An 18,812-nucleotide genomic window follows, 5' to 3' on the forward strand; every position below is an offset into this window, starting at 1 on the left:
CCACGGACACGAGGATTTTCAATCCTCTGCTCTACCGACTGAGCTATCGAGGCACATAAACTGTGCGAGTTAACTAAATATTCTAAGCTAACTTTTTACTAAACTGATTTAGTAAATAAATAGTGCCGACTAACGAAGTCGACGGGTAACTTGAACAGACTACTGATTACAGCTTTCTTTTCAAATTACATTATAAATGGTGCCGACTAACCGAGTCGAACGGTTGACCTACTGATTACAAGTCAGTTGCTCTACCAGCTGAGCTAAGTCGGCACACAAAACTGTGTGCTAAGGCACGCATAATACTGTTTAATATCTTTGATTTCAAACACTATTATTTAATAATGGTGCCCAGACGCGGAATCGAACCACGGACACGAGGATTTTCAATCCTCTGCTCTACCGACTGAGCTATCTGGGCAATACTCGGTTTTAATAAAACCCTTCACAAGGATTTTCAATACAATTCCCACTGAGCTCTACCGACTGAGCTATCTGGGCGTGCGGCGTATTAAACGAGTTTTGCTGTTACAAGTCAACTTTTTTTTCATTCTTTATAACTGTTTGCACGGTTTTTATGCAACTCGGGTCTTTTTTAATTAACACTGCTCATTTATACTACAAACAAGTGAAAAGTAGCACCATAATTTTAATCTAAACTATGCTAAAGTTGCGGCGAGTTATTTTTACTTGTTTTGTTTATCCCAAAGTACGGTAAAGGCTTACCGTGTTATTAATATACCAATTAGGAAAAATCCATGCAGAGTAAGTTCTCTTCAGTGATAAAAGGTTTGTTACCTCTTTTTTTATTAAGCAATGTAATTATAACCACACTGTTTATAATTGCCTTTTCACTTTATTCTCAAAGTGAAATGGGTACTAAAAAAAGTACACCGCTTATTGACATCAGTTCACTGGCTAACAAGCTAGAAGCTCCTCTAATCGACGCTTTAACTATATACGGACAAGGTAAAGTACAAGAGCTGCTTGAGCTTACCTCTGTATTTAGTGACAACTTTGAATACACGCTATATCGCTTTAGCGCTACATCACAAACGGAGCTGGTATATAGTACTAACAAACCTGCAATTGCTGCTATTAAACTTAACGAGCATTTAGTTGATCAAGGTATTTTACATAAAGTTTTAACGCTTAACGATCAACCTATTGGCGAGCTTATTTTAAAACAAAAAAAATCCCCTCCCACTTTAACTAAACAAACGTCATTATTGAGCGCCTATTTTATGGCTTGTATAGCGGTTATTACATTATTTGTATTAGCATTGCTATTAAACCAATATATTAATAACCGTTTACGTAAGAGTACGGGCTTGCTTAGCGAAGAATTACAGGCTGTAACTGATAGCAGTAATTTTAACAGCACTGTAAATGAACAGTTAGGTAATGGCTTAAATGTGATTGCACTAAATATTAATTTTTTATTGAAAAAAGTACAAGCAGCTTTATCTGAGAATGAAAAAACTCGAAAAGAATTACAAAAACTGCAAAACAATCTTGAAATTGAAGTGCAAACTCGAACCCTTGCACTTGAAAAAGAAACTTTAAATGCGCAAAAAGCAAGTGAAGCTAAAACCACCTTTTTAGCAACTATGAGTCATGAAATTAGAACCCCTATGAATGGCGTTATAGGGACTATAGATTTACTGCGCCAAACAAATTTAGACGGTTCACAATATCGTCTTAGTACCATTATTCGTGAATCGGCTTTTTCTTTACTGAGTATTTTGGACGACATTTTAGATTTTTCTAAAATTGAAGCAGGCAAACTAAATATTGACCCTATCCCGTTTTCTGTAACCGATACGATTGAAGAAGTGGTGCGCGTACTTTCTTCTATAGCTAAACACCGCGATCTAGATTTAAACTTATCAATTGCTCCTGATATCCCTATTAATCTTATTGGTGATAACACTCGAGTACGCCAGATACTATATAACCTATGCAGCAATGCGATTAAGTTTACCAGTACGAGTGAATCGCATAAGGGGCAAGTTAATATCTCTGTAGAGGTGGCTCACAACACAGCAGAACACTTCACTTTACGTTTTTGTGTAACCGATAATGGTAAAGGCATGAGCCAAGCGCAATTAAGAGAAATATTTAATCCGTTTATTCAAGCGGAAAGCTCAATAACCAGAGAATACGGTGGAACCGGCCTTGGCTTGTCAATTTGTAAAAGTTTAACCGAGTTAATGTTAGGTACTATATCGGTTAATAGTAATATTGGTATAGGCAGTGAGTTCACTGTAGAACTGCCATTTAGTACCTCAGGAAAAATTAAGTTCGCACATAAAAATAGCTTAGATGGCAGGCATATTGTTGTAGTAAGCAATAATGTTGACCGTGAAAAAGTAATCTATCGTTATTTATCATTTATGGGCGCTAAAATAACCTATGTGCATAACGAGCAAGAAATTGAGTCTCTGCACGACGCTAAAGATATCATTTGGGTTGTTGATGGCATTGATAATATGGACAGCATAAATGCATTTTTAAGGCGTTTACTTTACTCTTTAGAGGATAATAATCAGCAGGTTGTCGTTTTAAGCAAGCTAGATGATGCAGCTATTAATCATAAAAATATTTTTTATATTAACGCAACGCCATTATGTAAGTCTAACTTTATGCTATCAATACTTGTAGCTGCAGGTTTACATCAGCCTAAGCACATTAAAAAAACCATAGCATACGACAACTATTTAACTACAGAGCAAGCTTTAGCCGCTAACAAACTTATTTTGTTAGTTGAAGATAACATTTTGAATCAGCAAGTTATAACTGATCAACTGCACATCTTAGGTTACGGTGTTGAAGTAGCTAATAACGGTGAGGAAGGGATTAATATGTGGCGAAAAGGTAACTATTCGCTCATTTTAACCGATTTACATATGCCGATAATGTCGGGCTACGATATGGTCGAAAAAATCCGCAATGAGGCCGAAATGCTAGGTTCGGTTATTTCACAGCCTTATATAATAGCCGTGACAGCCAACTCTTTAAAAGGTGAAAAAGAACGCTGTTTAGCTGTTGGTATTAACGACTTTATTACTAAGCCTGTTGAGCTTAACGTTTTAGAAAATACACTAATACGCTGGAATGAAAAAAGTAATCACAAGAGCATAGACATACCACATCAAAAGCCAGCAATGCCAATAGATATGGATTCAGTAGCTAAATACATTAATGGCGATGACGCGAAGAAAATACGTTTTTTTAAAATGTATTTAGAGCAAAGCCAAGAGCTAATAAAGTCGATTAACTTTGGTGTTATGCAAAGCAACGTTAATGAGATTCTTGAGGGGTGTCATCAATTAAAGTCTATATCTAAAACCATTGGGGCGCATCGCGTCGCTGAACTGGCCGTCGTGTTTGAAGAGCAATGTAAAACAGATGAACTAAACAGCGATAAGTTAATTGATTTAAGAGATCAATTAGAAATTGAATATTCTAAAGCTGCTCAATTTTTAAAAGAGCAAATTAAAAGTGCCGAGCAGCAAGAACAACCGAGTTAATTAATTTAGGTATAAAAAAAGGGCTATTTAGCCCTTTTTTTATTCCACATAACAATTACTTTTCTGGTGGTTTGTAGCCTTCAATTTCTACTTCTTTGTTTTCAAACAAAAAACCAACCATTTGCTGCTCTAAAAAGCTACGATGCTCTGGGTCCATCATATTTAAATGCTTTTCGTTAATCAGCATTGTTTGCTTGTGCTGCCACTGCGCCCAAGCCTCTTTAGAGATATTGTTAAAGATTTTTTCGCCTATTTCGCCAGGATATAATTGAAATCCAAGCCCTTCAGCTTCTTTTTGTAACTTTTGACAAAATACTGTACGTGCCATAATTAATTCTCTTTAGCGATAGTTATAAACAAGTCTAACCTATTGGTGCAATTTGTTTAACCAACTTTTTAGTTGGTGCTGCTAAACCCACCTCAATTGACTGATCTAGTGGGTACCAAACTAATTGTCGGTCGTTAATTACATCTGGAATTTGTACTACATTTAGCACATGTGGATTAATAGTAAGTTCAAAGTGCGAAAATATATGGGTAAAGGGTTCAAGCGCCACTAAGTCAGCTGTTAGCCCTTGCTGCGCTATAAACACCTCTAGTTCGCTCAATTCATTAAACTCAAAAAAGCCAAACAACCCGCCCCATATTCCTGAGTTAGGCCGTTTTTCCATGAGCACTTTATCATCATGTTTAATAATTAACTGATGGCAGCTTTTTTTCGGCACTGCTTTTTTAGGTTTTGAGTGTGGGAATGTTTTTACCTGCTGCGTTTTAAATGCACCACAGCGGCTACTTAACGGACATGCAGGGCAGTCAAAACGACTACGCGAACATAAGCTCGAGCCTAAATCCATCATAGCTTGATTAAACTCGGTTACGTTATTTTTAGGCGTTAGCTGCTCGCTCAAATGCCAAAGTTGGCTTTCGACTTTTTTAACACCATACCAGCCTTCAATCATAAAAAAACGGGCTAATACTCGTTTAACATTACCATCGAGTATGGGGTGATGCTGCCCAAGTGAAAGTGATAACACTGCACCGGCTGTAGAGCGCCCTATTCCGGGTAAATCAATAACCTCTTCAAGCGTTGTAGGAAACTGCCCCTGATACTTGTCACGAACTATTTTAGCTGTTTTATGTAAGTTACGTGCCCTTGCGTAATACCCTAAACCAGTCCAGTGATGCAGCACCTGATCTTCATCGGCGTTAGCTAAAGCAATAATATCGGGAAAGCTTTGCATAAACCTTTCAAAATAAGGGATAACGGTCACTACTTGAGTTTGTTGTAACATCACTTCAGACACCCATACTTTATAGGGTGTTTTTGCTAACTGCCACGGCAGCGTTTTTCTACCATGAAGGTGATACCAATCAACCACTTGGTTAGAAAACCAATCAGACTGCTGTTTATTTAAATCCAAAATAGTTTACTTTTACGTATGCTCAATGGCGGCTCAGTTTATTGCAGTTAGTGAAAAGATCAAGCTATAGCGCCTCTATACACCTAGTAAAATCAGCTAGAGCTTGTTATCCATGGCTTGGTCAGGGATAATACGCAACCATTTTTTAAACCAGTTATTTTTGTCAGGCCAATAATATGAGTGAATCAAGTAACACTAATCTTGAGCAAGCAAAGCAAGAAGGTAAGTATATCCGCACTATTCGTAGTTTTGTAAAGCGCGAAGGTCGTTTAACCAAAGGCCAAGCTGCCGCTATCGAAAAATGCTGGCCAATAATGGGCTTAGAGCATAAAAATGGCATGCTTGATTTAAGCGAAGTTTTTGGCAATAACAATGATGTAGTGCTAGAAATTGGTTTTGGTATGGGCAAATCACTGGTTGAAATGGCAAAAAATGCCCCGCATTTAAACTTTATTGGCATAGAAGTACACCGCCCAGGCGTTGGTGCTTGTTTAATGGATGCTGATGAAGCGGGTATTACTAATCTGCGTATTTTTGAACACGATGCGGTTGAAGTTTTAGCCGATTGTATAGCAGATGAAAGTTTAACAACCTTACAATTGTTTTTCCCTGATCCTTGGCATAAAAAGCGTCACCATAAACGCCGTATTGTACAAGGCGAGTTTGTTGAAAAATTACGTTCACAGTTAAAAATGGGCGGTGTTTTTCATATGGCTACCGACTGGGAAAATTATGCTGAGCATATGCTTGAAGTAATGCAAGCTGCGCCTGGCTTTAAAAACCAGTCAACAACAAACGACTACGTACCACGCCCTGATTTACGCCCGTTAACCAAGTTTGAGCAACGCGGCCATCGTTTAGGTCATGGTGTGTGGGATTTAATGTTTGAACGCACTAAGTAATCTGTATTTCGGATAATAAATACCTTAACCAACATTTAGGTTAAGCACATAACTCTGTAAATTATATAATCTGTAAGGTAAAGCCATTTATGAGCGTATTAACCAATCCAAGCCTACTGTTACTTCGCAATAGCGAAAAGTTAGTTGGGAAATCTATATTGGTGGTCAACTTTGTTCAAGATGGCTTTTTAGCCGAGCTTAAAAAGCGCAACCCTGAGAGTAAAATAACCGCCTTTAGCTACAATCATGCTAATGGCGAATTTGCCAAAAACACACCCGGCGTTGATGTATGTGTAAACCACTGTATTAGCGGTAACGACTTTGATTTAGTGATTCTTTACTATCCAAAATCAAAACCTGAAGTTCTTATGGCGCTTGATAATATACGCGCAGTAATTACAGCAGATGCTGAGTTACTGGTGGTTGGCGAAAATAAGAGTGGTGTTAAATCAATAGAAAAACAGCTTACTGATAAAGCTAATTTTAGTAATAAAATAGACTCAGCAAAGCACTGTGTTTTATATTCATTTGCAGAGCTTAAACAACTTAGTCAGTTTAATATTAGCGATTATCATAAGCCATTTACGGTCAGTGTGGCCGATAGCGAATTTACCGCTATCAGTATTCCTGGGGTATTTAATCACGGTAATTTAGATGTTGGCACTAAAATATTGCTTGAAAACGCTCCGCTTATTAAGCAAGGTACTGTGCTCGATTTTGGTTGTGGCGCTGGCTTAATTGCAACTTATTTAGGGCTGCAAAATCCGGCATTGAGCTTTGTTTGTAGTGATGTGAGCGCTTTGGCAATCTATGCAACAACGCAAACCCTTAAGCTTAATAACATTAAAGGCGAAGCCCTCTTAAGTGATGGACTTACTAACATTACAGGTAAGTTCGATCTTATTATTAGTAACCCACCTTTTCATACCGGTATTGCAACCGACTACACAGTGGCTGAAACCTTTTTAGCCAATGCTAAACAGCACCTAACTAAAGCAGGTAAGTTAAATATTGTTGCTAATAGCTTTTTAAAATACCCGCCAATTTTAGAAGCACAATTTGATAACTATCAAACCGTGTTTAAAAATAATAAGTTTGCCGTTTACAGCAGTTAATAATGCTCATGTTTGAGCACCTCACGTGCTCAAACTTATTTATAAAATTAATTACCCTCCTGAATTTTTACCGCTTAGCAATAATAGTCAAAATATTGAGGGGAATAGTAAAATCAAGTATTTGACCTTTTTATAACAAATAAATAAGGATAAGGTACGAGAACTATTTCAAGCCGTCTATCTGCTGGCAAACCTGTTAAGTAATATCCAAGTAAACTCTGAGCGTAAGACAGCTTTTATAGTCAAAGTAAAAACGACACTCACCAACAACACCACAGCTTAAACAACGTACTGATTAATTATAAGCATGCTCTTGAATTTTAACTTTATGACCTCATTAATAGAGCATTCGTTATTCAACTATATTATTTAGTGAATTAACTGCTTAAAGTTAAATATTTTCTGAACTTTAATGCTTTTAAGATATCACATACATTGATGAAAGGTTGGAAAGTGATATAATTTCGTTTTGAATTAGTCTGATTATTTTAAGTATCTTTACCTGATTGATGGATGTATCAATTACTAAAGGGAAATGGCTTTGACTTTAATAATTCAAAATATGCATCCAATTTTAAAGATCAATTAAACAGTAGCTTTACTCTATACCTTTTAAGTAGGCTGTGCGGATCCTGCTGTTTTTCTCTAATTGTTTTTACTTGTTAACAATTAGATATAATCCTATACTCTTTTAGTAATCGGTTTATAAAACTATACCGGTTTTTTTTATAAATAAAACACACCAAAAGGTTAATTAAAAATGCAAACGCCAGTCATTCTGATAGTAGAGGATGAAGACGTAACTAGACTAAACCTCGTTAGTTTATTTGAAGCTGAAGGTTACAAAGTTATTGAAGCCATTGATGGCGATGACATGCATGATAAGCTTACAAATAATGACGACGTCAATCTTGTAGTTATGGATATCAATCTACCGGGTAAAAACGGGCTAATTTTAGCACGTGAGTTACGCCAAAAACGCAAAGTCGGTCTTATTTTCTTAACAGGCCGTGACAATGATGTAGATCGTATTTTAGGCCTAGAAATTGGTGCTGATGACTATATTACTAAACCGTTTAATCCTCGCGAATTAACTATTCGTGCGCGTAATTTAATTACTCGTACTGCCCTAGGTGGTGAAGAGTCTGCACTTGAAACAAATGGTGTAATTACGTTTAACGGTTGGGAACTTGACGAAAACAGTCGCTGTCTTACTTCTCCAGGTGGAGACGCAAAACGTCTACCTAAAGGCGAATACAGAGCACTACGTTTAATGCTTGACTCTCCAGGTCGTATTTTTAGCCGTGAGCAATTAATTAAACACATGACTGGCCGTGAGCTACGTGCAAACGATAGAACAGTTGATGTTACAATTCGTCGTATTCGTAAGCACTTTGAAAGCGACAACTCAACAACTGAGTTGATCAGCACCATTCATGGTGAAGGTTATCGCTTCATTGGTAAAATCGACAGCTAATTAGTTACTCTAATTGCTGTAAGAATAAATGAAGGGCATGTTGTCCTTCATTTATTTTGTCTGCTAAAACATCTAACCACTGCTTTAATACCTCGTCAGATTCATCCAGCGCACCATACTCCATTACTTTTGCATGCAATTGCACATCATTTAAGCCTACAGATCCCGCAGCACCTTTAAGCTTATGTGCAACTGATTTATATTCTTCTCTGTCGCCTGAGTTTAACGAGGTAAGTAACTCTTGCTGATACTGGGGGTTGAGTTTTTCAAATAACTGACTACTGCGTTTAAACACCACCAAACCCATTGAGTTTACAAAGTCTTCTATAGTTTCAACATCAAGTAAATGTGCATTAATGTCAGCAAGCGCTGCTGCACTTACTTTTAATTGTGGCCCATTACTTCTTGTTTGTTTTATACCAAATAAATCAGCTAATATTTTATCTAGTTTTACCGTATTGATAGGCTTAGCGAGCGCTCCTTGGATTGAAATCCCCTCTAGCTCTTGCTCTGCACTGCGCACATTTGCGGTAAGCGCTACAATAGGTAATTTATCAAAATGGCTATCGGCTCTTATTTGCCTTGCTACTTCATCACCGTTTATATCGGGTAACTGCATATCAAGTAAGATCAAATCTAAATCGTCTTCAGTTTCTACAAAAGACAATGCATCTTCGCCGGTCTCAGCCCAAATAACTTCATGACCACGCTGTTCAAGTAAGTTAGTCGCAATTTCGGCATTTAACGGCACATCTTCTACTAACAGTATATTTAAGCTGCGTCCTACATAACTATTCTCAGTGGGTGCGCTACATAAAATTAACGGTATTTCTACTATAAAGCAGCTCCCCTCGCCTTCGGTACTATTAACCGAAATAATCCCCTGCATTGCATCAACTAAGGCTTTGGTTACTGCTAAGCCAATGCCAGAACCAATAGCATTGGTGCCTTTAAGATCTGGCGCTTTATAATACATATCAAAAATACGAGAGAGCTGTTCGGCTGGTATGCCTTCTCCGGTGTCTGATATTTTCATGGTAAGCCAAGGGCCATCATCTCGATTTTCACGAATACAGGTGAGGGTTACACTGCCCTTATGAGTAAATTTAACCGCATTATTTATTAAGTTCCAAACAACTTGGCGAAGTCGGGTTGGATCTAGTTGCGCATAAATATCTAGCATGCCTAAGCGTTTAATATCAAAAGAAAGATCTTTTTGTTCAGCAATTAGGCCTGCAAAGTTAACCACATCATTAATAAAGTCAGATACGTTTATAGCATTAGTTGCAATATCTAACTGCTCTCTGTCTATTTTGTCTAAATCTATAATGTCGTTAAATATATTACCTAGTGTTTCGGCACTCGAAAACACCGTATTACACCAACTACGCTGCTGTTTATTAAGCTCTGTATCTAGCAACATACGTGTTAAACCAACAATGCCATTAAGTGGTGTACGCAACTCATGGCTCAAAGTGGCAATAAACTTACCTTTATCTTTGTAGGCTGTTTCAAGTGCTTCTGCAGCCTCTTTACGACTCGTAATATCACGGCCAAATGCAAGTAAACCTATGTACTCACCTTTATCGTTAATAAATGGCAATTTACGTAATTCAAACCAACGCGTTTCGCCGCCCACATCGTATTGAACATCTATAGTTAATGCTTGATGAGTTTGCTCTACCTGTTTATCGGTTTTTAAAACTTCAGATAAAAATTGATTAGGAAATATTTGTTCAGCACTCTTACCGATTAATTCGTCACTGGTTTTACCCATTACTTCTTCAAACATTTTATTACAGCCAGCAAACACACCGTTGTTGTCGCGGTAATAAAATAAATCGGGGGAGGAGTCTACTATTGAGCGCTGTAGCATACTTTGCTGGGCAAGCTCTTGTTGTGTTTTTTTACGCTCAGCAATTTCTTTTCTTAGCTCTTCTATTGCCCGGTGCTTGGCATGGAACGCCATTTTACGCTCATCAATTTCTACATTTAAGCGATTTATATTATCTTTTAATGTTTGATTGAGTAGCTTTTCTTGTTTTGTCGCACTGTCTAAATATGCATAGGAGGCATCTAGTTGCCTGATTGAATTTATTAGCACGCTTATAACCAGAGGCGATACCACAGAGGTAAAAAATACCACTGCTAATATATCAACAAGATTAACTTCTCCAACGGCAACATAATAAAACATACTTGATAAAACAAGCGAAACTGCCAATAACAAAGCATAGCAAATGGCTGCAGTTTTAAACTCACCAAACCGAGTTATTAAACTAGAAAGAACTCGAGCCCAAGGGCTCAAAGAGGAATCGGTCATATATCAGTGTGTCTCTTAGCTTAATTACAAAAAGGTTTAAATTGCATGTTATGGTTAATTTTAGCATTTTCTATCAGCTATTTTCAGGTTGTGCGATAAAAACTCTAATATTTATTGTTTGAATCATTAGCTGGCTACAACTCATCATTCCAGCAATAAATTATTTAGTGTAAAATGCGGCGCTTTATTATTGCTAATAACGAGTAACACACCATGCAAACTAATATGCCCGATATAGCTAACACGGCTCCCGCCTTACAAACTGGTACATTAGACTGGGTGGGAATGGGTGAAATTGAACTGCCATTTATTTTTGAGTCGCATGGCATAACGCCAGTTACTGTTAATGCTAAAGCCCGCGCTTTTGTAAACTTACACAAAGAAGATGCAAAAGGCATTCATATGTCGCGCTTATTTTTAGCGCTCGACACGCTCTCTACTGAGCAGCAAGTTAATCCTCAAACATTAGCTCAAGCGCTCGATTTTTTTATTAGTAGCCACGAAGGCTTAAGTGATAAAGCACTTATAGAATTTAAGTTTGAATTACCACTGCGCCGTAAATCGTTATTAAGCGGCAAGGCTGGCTGGAAAAGTTACCCTGTTATATTAACCAGCACAATTGAACAAGGTGTTATTAATTACGAGCTAAGTGTTGATGTAACCTATTCATCAACTTGCCCATGTTCAGCGGCACTTGCGCGTCAGCTGATACAAAATGCATTTGCCGAAAAATTCAGTCAAGAAACCCTCAGTCAAAAAGAAGCACTAGAATGGCTAGGTACTACGCAAGGTATTGTAGCCACCCCACACTCGCAGCGCTCAATTGCTAATGTAAAAGTAAAGCTCGACAGTAATATTACTCAATTTGACGTAGTTAATTTAATTAACACGATTGAAGATGAATTAAAAACGCCAGTACAAGCGGCAGTGAAACGTGAAGATGAACAAGAGTTTGCCCGCCTAAATGGTCAAAATTTAATGTTTTGTGAAGATGCTGCTCGTAAAATTAAAGCGCTACTAGAAACACAGCAATACTGTGATTACTGGTTACAAATAAATCATTACGAATCGCTGCATGCGCACGACGCACTCGCTATTGCAGTTAAAGGCGTTGCTGGCGGTTATAGAGCTTAAGTTCTTATTTTGCAGTATTCAATATCCATACGGAAACATACTACTTAACCAACTAATTTAGGCACGTTAATTGCTTTACTTAAGCAGTGTCAATTTGTTGTTATGGAGTTACCGTATGGAATTCGCTTTATTATCAATTTTAGTATTAGTTGTTGGGGCCTCTGTTGTTGCGTCAAAGTTTAACGATGATGGCGGAAACCCTTATCCTTTTACCCGCAAGCAAAATGTATTTACTCAAGTAGAAAGTGCTTTTTTAAATTTATTAGAACGCGCAGTGGGCGATCAGTATAAAATTGTTAGTCGTGTAAAACTAATCGACGTGATTGATTGCAAACAAGGTTTATCGGCAAAGTCTAAGCGTGCAGCAATGGCTAAAGCTAAAAATAAACAGCTTGATTTTGTGCTAGTCGATAAAGAAAAAATGACCATAGTGGCAGCCGTAGACTTAGTAAACAATGCCAATAAAGATGGCCATAAAGCACAACGCGACTGGTTTGTTAATGGCGCATTAGAGGCCGCTGGCATCCCGCATATTCGTATGAAAGTAAAATCAGGCTATCGCCCAAGTGAAGTACGCGACGCTATTATGTTTAAACTCGGCAAACCTGCGGCTACGCAAACAGCTCGCCCTATTCGTACCCGAGTTCAAAAACCAGCGGTACTATCACCTTCTCAAGCTAAAGCGCACTCTACAGCACTAGCCGAAATTTAACGTAAATAACATAATAAAAAGCGAGCAAAGTAAAACTGCTCGCTTTTTTGTTTTTTAGCGCTAACTTCACGTATAATCAGCGCATTCAAACTCAGGAACTTAACACTATGAATGTTGGTATTATTGGCGCAATGGAGCCAGAAGTTAAAATTTTGCGCGAAGCAATGCAAAATCCACAAACTTTAACTAAAGCTGGTTTTACTTTTTATACCGGTGAATTAGCAGGTAACACAGTAACATTGGTTCAATCTGGTATTGGTAAAGTAGCATCAACTATTGCAACTACATTACTTATTGACAACTTCGCCCCTGATTGCGTAATTAACACCGGCTCTGCCGGCGGCTTTGATCCGTCATTAAATGTGGGCGATGTAGTTATTTCGTCAGAAGTTCGTCATCATGATGTTGATGTAACTGCCTTTGGTTACGAAATAGGTCAAGTACCACAAATGCCAGCAGGTTTTGCAGCACACCCTAAATTAGTGGCTGCCGCAGAGCAAACTATTGCGCAAATTAGTGACGTAAAAACCTTAGTTGGTTTAATTTGTACCGGCGACATATTTATGTGTGACCCAATACGTATTGAAAAAGCCCGTAGCGACTTTCCTACAATGCTTGCAGTAGAAATGGAAGGGGCATCAATTGCGCAAACCTGTCATACACTTAATACACCGTTTGTGGTTATTCGCTCGATGTCAGATATTGCCGGCAAAGAGTCGCCGCAGTCGTTTGAAGAATACCTAGAAACAGCATCAATCAATTCATCTAAAATGGTAGTGGCGTTACTTGAAAAGCTAACGGCAGTTTCACTGTAAATGCTCAGCAATATGGTTCAAAATCACTTGGACTTTATTGTGTTTATAATGGCGCTCCTTGCTGAGCGCTTTTTACCACTTGTTAGTTGGTATCATCCTAACACCGCTTTAACGGCTATTTTTAGCGCTATTGGTAAGCGTATTTATAAAGCAGCAGAACCCAATAGCTATCAATATTTAGCCGCAGCCCTTGCCAGTACACTTATTTTAAGTGTGGTACTTATTATTATTGTATTACTACTGGAATTTGCATTTTACCCTGAATTACTCGCCGGGCTTATTTTATATTTATGCCTTGAGAGTAAAGCTATTGATAAAAAATCACTACGTATTGCTAAGCTTACCAAACAAAACCAAAAATCTGCCGCCCGTGAGCTATTAAAGCCATTAGTAGCCCGAGACGTTACTAAACTCTCTGGTGCAGGCATAATTAAAGCCTTAATAGAGAGCCTAATATTACGTACTGCAAGATATTACTTTGTGGTGATATTTGTTTTTTTAGTACTTGGCCCTATTGCAGCGCTTGCCTATCGATTACTTACTTTAATTGAGCAGGCATGGCGCAGTAACATTAAACCCAACAGCCCTTTTTTAAAGCCGCTTAAAATTACCTTGTTTATTATTGAATTTATTCCTATGCGCTTATTGGCACTGACTATTGCAGCCAGTAAAGCGAGCAAGCTAAGCATGCATTATATAAAGCATTATGGCAGGCACTTTTATCAAACTAATACTGGGTGGCTTTTAAGCACTTGCTCTGCATCATTAGGCGTACAACTAGGCGGGCCTGCAGTGTATTTTGGCGAACGTTTTAACAAAATGCGTATTGGTACCGAACGCCTCCCTATTGCTGAGGACGTGCCGGTTACTATTAATAGACTAAATCAAGTGCGGGTATTTTGGTTACTGGTCGTTGTTTGCATAGAAATACTTAAAAACATTTAGCTAAGGGCGAGTTACACACCTATTATTAAAAATACAAAAAATATAAGCACAAAAAAACCAGCCGTGGCTGGTTTTTAGCGTTTTACCGTTTAGCTTTACGCTACAGTAATATTTGCAAACTTACGCTTACCTACTTGGTAAATAGCCGTACTGCCTTTTGCTATTTCAAGTTTAGTGTCTGTAATTTTATCTTCGCCGTTGAGCTTAACTGCACCTTGCTTAATCATGCGCATTGCTTCTGATGTACTAGCAACTAAGTTAGCTTCTTTAAGCAAGTTAGCAATTAAAATGCTGTCTTGCTCAATGGTTACTGTTAGTTCAGGTATTTCATCCGGCAGAGCTTTTTTCTGAAAGCGCTGAATAAAGTCATCATGAGCTGCTTGTGCATCGGCTTCACTATGAAAGCGCGCAATAAGCTCTTTTGCTAACTCAATTTTAATATCACGAGGATTTGTACCTTGCTCTACACGCTCTTTTTGCGCGTTAATACCAGCAATCGACAGCCCGCTTAATAAGTCGTAGTAACGCCACATTAGCACATCACTAATCGACATTATTTTACCAAACATATCGTTAGGCGCATCGGTAATACCTATATAGTTACCCAACGATTTAGACATTTTTTGCACCCCATCGGTGCCCTCTAATAACGGCGTCATTATTACTGTTTGTGGTTTTTGGCCTTCGTCTTTTTGTAGCTCACGACCCATTAGCAGGTTAAAGCGCTGATCAGTACCACCGAGCTCTACATCAGCCTCAAGTGCAACCGAATCCCAACCTTGCACTAACGGATATAAAAACTCATGAATAGCAATAGACTGGCCACTAGCGTAACGCTTTTTAAAATCATCACGCTCTAACATACGCGCAACGGTTTGGCGTGCTGCAAGTTTGATCATTCCAGCTGCGCCTAAATTTTCCATCCAGGTAGAATTAAATGCGACCGTGGTTTTTGCAGGATCAAGAATTTTAAATACTTGCTCTTTATAAGTCTCAGCATTAGCAAGCACGTCTTCGCGAGTAAGCGGCTTACGCGTTACGTTTTTACCTGTTGGGTCGCCAATCATACCGGTAAAGTCACCAATTAAAAATACAACCTCATGACCTAAGTCCTGAAAGGTTTTCATTTTATTAATAAGTACCGTGTGACCTAAGTGTAAATCAGGCGCGGTTGGATCAAAGCCCGCTTTAATTTTTAGTTTTTTTCCAGATTTTAATTTTTCAACTAACTCATCTTCAATTAATATCTCTTCTGTACCGCGTTTTATCTCTGCAAGAGCGGTTTGTAAATCCACTGTGTGTTACTCCAAAAAATTCTGTTAACGAAGGGGTTAATTATTAATATGCTCGCGGCTTATTACTAGATAAGTAGCACTTTTAGAGTCAATAAACCTATGTAACTAAGATAGCAAATTATTACCTAATTAAAACAACTTTTTAAACGATAGCGTCACTAAATAAGGCAAAGCGGCATAAGTTGCATAAACGAGTAAAGATAACTGTTTGCAACACTTTAAAAACAGCACAAACAGCTGCAGCTTTGGTTTTTAAATTACTAACGTGATGATGCATCATTGTTTTATTATTTTGCTCAAAAATACCGCGGTTTAGCCCTAGTTCTAGATTAATAAAACACCTAGATCATAAGCTGCTTTAATACTAAGATGCCTATAAGCCCTGTGATTTTAGCTTAATTTAGCATTAGTTTAAATCTACAAAATACTAGTATTCGTACATTATTCGTTATATCCTGCAAGATAATCTATTAATTTTCTTGACAGCAGAAAAAGGCACGTTATGGTTCACGTGGTTCACACGCTCCCCAAAAAACACAAATTGCTTATTTTAGGCTTAGTTTCTGCTATTGCTGGCTTAGCTTTTCTTCCTTCTGAAAAAGCCACTGCATCCAAAGACAATAGTGAAAACACGCTAGAAATTGGCAAGCGCTATGAGTTACAAGTTAAAGTTGATGACAACGAAAAATTAACTGCGTTAAACTCAGAGCAAGCAGCAGACAAGCTGCCAGAATACGACTTTGTTGATCACCAAGTAAAAAATGGAGATAACTTAGCTATTATTTTTAAACGTGCTGGCTTTTCAGCTCAAACGTTACATAAATTAATTAACACTAACGCAGAAACTCGCAAACTTACTAAAATTCACCCGGGTGAAACACTGAGTTTTGCCACCGCAAAAGATGGCGATTTAGCACAGCTGCGTTACGTTATTTCAAAAACAGACACTTTATTTGTTACCTTAAACGATGAAGGGCAATACGACACTTCAATAGATAGTAAAGAAATAGAAACACTAACTAAAACAGTAGGCGGCGAAATTTCTAGTAGCTTTTGGACTTCAGCAATAGCTGCAGGTTTAAGCGAGCGCCAAATAATGAACTTTGCCGATATATTTGGTTGGGATGTAGATTTTGCTAACGATATTCGCAAAGGCGATGGGTTTGGTTTAATTTATGAATCTCACTATGTAGATGGTGAGTTTATTGGTACTGGTAAAATTATTGCTGCGGAATTTGTTAACCAAGGCCAGCGCTATGCTGCAATTCGCCACACTGACGGTAGTTTTTATACTCCTGAAGGGCGCAGCATGAAAAAAGCATTTTTACGTGCACCAGTTAGTTTTAAATATATAAGCTCAAGCTTTAACCCGCGACGTTTACACCCAGTAACGGGGCAAGTTAGAGCGCATCGCGGTATAGACTTTGCGGCGCGCACTGGCACGCCGGTAGTTGCCTCAGGTAACGGTAAAGTTATTAAATCGGGTTACAGTAAATATAATGGTAACTATGTATTTATTAGCCATGGCACACAGTACGTAACTAAGTACTTGCACCTTAATAAACGCCTAGTAAAAACAGGGCAAAAAATTAAGCAAGGTGAGCAACTCGGTACTGTTGGCTCTACTGGTCGTGTGACCGGTGCCCACTTACACTATGAATTTTTAGTTAATGGTGTTCATCGTAATCCTAAAACCGTTAAATTGCCTAAGTCAGAGCCGCTGCCACGTGCAGAGCTTGCCAAGTTTAAGCCTATTGCTGATAACTTTATTGCCCAGTTAGAGCGCAACCGCGAACTACAGTTAGCACTTAAGTAATATTAAATCATTATTAAAAAAGCCTTTGCTAGGTAACTTGCAAAGGCTTTTTTGTACCTATAATTTTTTTGCCTATGAATAATAGACTGACACACTAATTCATTAATACATAAATTAGCTGTACCACTAACGATACCATTACCAGTGGCCATATATACTTACTGTATTTTTTAGCGCCATCTAAGCCTATTTTACTTTGATACTTTTCTAATAACGGAATTAATATTAACAATGCGACAAACAAGCTAATTAAAATAACGAATATATTCATAGTAATACCTTAAGTGGGGGTCTAAATTAGGGTAACTCGTGCCCTTTGGCGCTGACATATAATGCATACCAATGCTCTCGGGTTAATTCTATATTTACAGCGCTGCACGATGCAGCCAGTCGCTTAGCATTAGTTGTGCCTATTACCGGTTGAATTAATGCCGGATGGCGCAGTAACCAAGCCAATACAATAGCCTCGGCAGACGTTCTATAAAGTGCTGCTAACTTATTAACTAATATAGCGGTATTAATATCTGCAGGTGATGCATTTTGCAGCTGTTTTCCTGAATATAATCCTTGGCATAAGCTACCCCAGCTTTGAATTTGTATTTCCTGCTCGGTGCAATATTCTATAAAGCCGGGAGTAAAGTTAATGTCTTTGCCATCGCGGTTACCGACATATACCCCCTCATCAACCCAGGCTGATTGCTTTAAGCTTGCTTCAATTTGGTTGGCAACTATGGGCATATCAAGGGCTGTTTGTAAAAACTGTATTTGTTGCTGCGACATATTAGACACCGCAAAATGACGTACTTTGCCACTTTCTTTTAAGCGACTAAATACCTGAGCTACTTCTTCAACTTGTATCAAAGGGTCGGGTCTGTGCAGCATAAGTACATCTAAATAATCAGTATTTAACCGCTTAAGAGAGCCCTCTACTGATTGCTCAATCCATTGCTTTGATAAGTCGTAGCGCTTTGGCCCTTGCTCATCGGCAAAACGAATTCCGCACTTTGACTGGATATAAATTTGCTCTCTCAGCTCTGGGCGCTGCTTAAGGACTTGGCCAAACACCTGCTCAGCTTTACCAAATGTATAAATATCGGCGTGATCAAAAAGATTAATGCCACCGGCTATTGCTGTATCTATACAAACATGTGCCTGCTGGGTATGAGTATTAGTTAAGGGGTCTTTATTCCAGCCTCCCCCAAGTCCCATACAACCAAATATGAGCTTGCTAACATTAGGTAAATATTTTGCCAAAGGAGTGTCATGCATGCCGGCTATCCTTAATTAATTACAAGTAGCTTACTGTAACAAAAACAGTCGATAA

Annotated in this window: 15 protein-coding genes and 2 tRNA genes; 9 read left to right on the forward strand and 8 right to left on the reverse strand. The window is 38.2% G+C overall.

The window, feature by feature from the left end:
• Positions 1-197 precede the first annotated feature (197 nt).
• Positions 198-273 (reverse strand) — tRNA-Thr (locus I6E78_RS15235).
• Positions 274-345: 72 nt separating this feature from the next.
• Positions 346-421, reverse strand: a tRNA-Phe gene (locus I6E78_RS15240).
• A gap of 337 nt (positions 422-758) precedes the next feature.
• On the opposite strand from I6E78_RS15240, the gene I6E78_RS15245 reads away from it, so the two are divergent.
• Positions 759-3,533, forward strand: a complete 2,775-nt coding sequence (locus I6E78_RS15245) for a hybrid sensor histidine kinase/response regulator (protein WP_197182832.1) — start codon at positions 759-761, stop codon at positions 3,531-3,533.
• Positions 3,534-3,588: 55 nt separating this feature from the next.
• Here I6E78_RS15245 and I6E78_RS15250 read toward each other — a convergent pair whose 3' ends face one another.
• Both I6E78_RS15250 and mutY read right to left on the reverse strand, forming a co-directional pair.
• On the reverse strand, positions 3,589-3,861 hold the full coding sequence (locus I6E78_RS15250) for an oxidative damage protection protein (protein WP_011327256.1): 273 nt from the start codon (positions 3,859-3,861) through the stop codon (positions 3,589-3,591).
• Positions 3,862-3,895: 34 nt separating this feature from the next.
• Positions 3,896-4,957, reverse strand: coding sequence for an A/G-specific adenine glycosylase (gene mutY / locus I6E78_RS15255; protein WP_197182853.1), 1,062 nt, complete (start codon positions 4,955-4,957; stop codon positions 3,896-3,898).
• 173 nt (positions 4,958-5,130) lie between these two features.
• Between mutY and trmB the strand changes: the two genes are divergently transcribed.
• The 3 genes from trmB to arcA all read left to right on the forward strand — a co-directional run bounded on the left by trmB (position 5,131) and on the right by arcA (position 8,448).
• Positions 5,131-5,856, forward strand: a complete 726-nt coding sequence (gene trmB / locus I6E78_RS15260; protein ID WP_011327254.1) for a tRNA (guanosine(46)-N7)-methyltransferase TrmB — start codon at positions 5,131-5,133, stop codon at positions 5,854-5,856.
• Between the two features lie 89 nt (positions 5,857-5,945).
• Positions 5,946-6,971 (forward strand): methyltransferase, encoded by a 1,026-nt coding sequence (locus I6E78_RS15265; protein WP_011327253.1) that lies wholly within the window; start codon positions 5,946-5,948, stop codon positions 6,969-6,971.
• Between the two features lie 760 nt (positions 6,972-7,731).
• Complete coding sequence (gene arcA / locus I6E78_RS15270; RefSeq protein ID WP_011327252.1) at positions 7,732-8,448, forward strand: two-component system response regulator ArcA; 717 nt, start codon at positions 7,732-7,734, stop codon at positions 8,446-8,448.
• Between the two features lie 4 nt (positions 8,449-8,452).
• Here arcA and arcB read toward each other — a convergent pair whose 3' ends face one another.
• Entirely contained in the window at positions 8,453-10,771 is a 2,319-nt protein-coding gene (arcB, locus tag I6E78_RS15275; RefSeq protein ID WP_197182833.1) for an aerobic respiration two-component sensor histidine kinase ArcB, read from the reverse strand.
• Positions 10,772-10,984: 213 nt separating this feature from the next.
• Between arcB and folE2 the strand changes: the two genes are divergently transcribed.
• The 4 genes from folE2 to I6E78_RS15295 all read left to right on the forward strand — a co-directional run bounded on the left by folE2 (position 10,985) and on the right by I6E78_RS15295 (position 14,377).
• Positions 10,985-11,905 (forward strand): GTP cyclohydrolase FolE2, encoded by a 921-nt coding sequence (folE2, locus tag I6E78_RS15280; RefSeq protein ID WP_197182834.1) that lies wholly within the window; start codon positions 10,985-10,987, stop codon positions 11,903-11,905.
• Between the two features lie 115 nt (positions 11,906-12,020).
• The gene (locus tag I6E78_RS15285; RefSeq protein WP_011327249.1) at positions 12,021-12,617 is read left to right on the forward strand and encodes a DUF2726 domain-containing protein; all 597 of its coding nucleotides are present in this window, start codon (positions 12,021-12,023) and stop codon (positions 12,615-12,617) included.
• 107 nt (positions 12,618-12,724) lie between these two features.
• Positions 12,725-13,432, forward strand: a complete 708-nt coding sequence (mtnN, locus tag I6E78_RS15290; protein WP_011327248.1) for a 5'-methylthioadenosine/S-adenosylhomocysteine nucleosidase — start codon at positions 12,725-12,727, stop codon at positions 13,430-13,432.
• The gene (locus I6E78_RS15295; protein ID WP_197182835.1) at positions 13,433-14,377 is read left to right on the forward strand and encodes a cobalamin biosynthesis protein CobD/CbiB; all 945 of its coding nucleotides are present in this window, start codon (positions 13,433-13,435) and stop codon (positions 14,375-14,377) included.
• Between the two features lie 95 nt (positions 14,378-14,472).
• Here the strand turns inward: I6E78_RS15295 and tyrS are convergent, their stop codons facing one another.
• Positions 14,473-15,672 (reverse strand): tyrosine--tRNA ligase, encoded by a 1,200-nt coding sequence (tyrS, locus tag I6E78_RS15300; RefSeq protein ID WP_011327246.1) that lies wholly within the window; start codon positions 15,670-15,672, stop codon positions 14,473-14,475.
• A 502-nt stretch (positions 15,673-16,174) separates the two neighbouring features.
• Between tyrS and I6E78_RS15305 the strand changes: the two genes are divergently transcribed.
• On the forward strand, positions 16,175-17,488 hold the full coding sequence (locus I6E78_RS15305; protein WP_011327245.1) for a peptidoglycan DD-metalloendopeptidase family protein: 1,314 nt from the start codon (positions 16,175-16,177) through the stop codon (positions 17,486-17,488).
• 94 nt (positions 17,489-17,582) lie between these two features.
• On the opposite strand, the gene I6E78_RS15310 is transcribed toward I6E78_RS15305, so the two are convergent.
• Together I6E78_RS15310 and I6E78_RS15315 are read right to left on the reverse strand one after the other, a co-directional pair.
• Positions 17,583-17,759 carry a hypothetical protein gene (locus I6E78_RS15310; RefSeq protein ID WP_011327244.1) on the reverse strand — a complete coding sequence of 59 codons (177 nt, stop codon included), beginning with the start codon at positions 17,757-17,759 and terminating at the stop codon, positions 17,583-17,585.
• Positions 17,760-17,785: 26 nt separating this feature from the next.
• Positions 17,786-18,757, reverse strand: a complete 972-nt coding sequence (locus I6E78_RS15315; protein WP_197182836.1) for an aldo/keto reductase — start codon at positions 18,755-18,757, stop codon at positions 17,786-17,788.
• Positions 18,758-18,812 lie beyond the last annotated feature (55 nt).

This window comes from Pseudoalteromonas sp. NZS127, from assembly GCF_015864805.1.
Lineage (GTDB): Bacteria > Pseudomonadota > Gammaproteobacteria > Enterobacterales > Alteromonadaceae > Pseudoalteromonas > Pseudoalteromonas nigrifaciens.

What these genes read in the sequence shown, in the direction of transcription:
- I6E78_RS15250 (WP_011327256.1), bottom strand. Translation starts at nt 3,861, where the DNA reads ATGGCACGTACAGTATTTTGTCAAAAGTTACAAAAAGAAGCTGAAGGG.
- I6E78_RS15295 (WP_197182835.1), top strand. Translation starts at nt 13,433, where the DNA reads ATGCTCAGCAATATGGTTCAAAATCACTTGGACTTTATTGTGTTTATA.
- I6E78_RS15285 (WP_011327249.1), top strand. Translation starts at nt 12,021, where the DNA reads ATGGAATTCGCTTTATTATCAATTTTAGTATTAGTTGTTGGGGCCTCT.
- I6E78_RS15310 (WP_011327244.1), bottom strand. Translation starts at nt 17,759, where the DNA reads ATGAATATATTCGTTATTTTAATTAGCTTGTTTGTCGCATTGTTAATA.
- mtnN (WP_011327248.1), top strand. Translation starts at nt 12,725, where the DNA reads ATGAATGTTGGTATTATTGGCGCAATGGAGCCAGAAGTTAAAATTTTG.
- I6E78_RS15305 (WP_011327245.1), top strand. Translation starts at nt 16,175, where the DNA reads ATGGTTCACGTGGTTCACACGCTCCCCAAAAAACACAAATTGCTTATT.
- folE2 (WP_197182834.1), top strand. Translation starts at nt 10,985, where the DNA reads ATGCAAACTAATATGCCCGATATAGCTAACACGGCTCCCGCCTTACAA.
- arcB (WP_197182833.1), bottom strand. Translation starts at nt 10,771, where the DNA reads ATGACCGATTCCTCTTTGAGCCCTTGGGCTCGAGTTCTTTCTAGTTTA.
- I6E78_RS15245 (WP_197182832.1), top strand. Translation starts at nt 759, where the DNA reads ATGCAGAGTAAGTTCTCTTCAGTGATAAAAGGTTTGTTACCTCTTTTT.
- arcA (WP_011327252.1), top strand. Translation starts at nt 7,732, where the DNA reads ATGCAAACGCCAGTCATTCTGATAGTAGAGGATGAAGACGTAACTAGA.
- I6E78_RS15265 (WP_011327253.1), top strand. Translation starts at nt 5,946, where the DNA reads ATGAGCGTATTAACCAATCCAAGCCTACTGTTACTTCGCAATAGCGAA.
- trmB (WP_011327254.1), top strand. Translation starts at nt 5,131, where the DNA reads ATGAGTGAATCAAGTAACACTAATCTTGAGCAAGCAAAGCAAGAAGGT.
- I6E78_RS15315 (WP_197182836.1), bottom strand. Translation starts at nt 18,757, where the DNA reads ATGCATGACACTCCTTTGGCAAAATATTTACCTAATGTTAGCAAGCTC.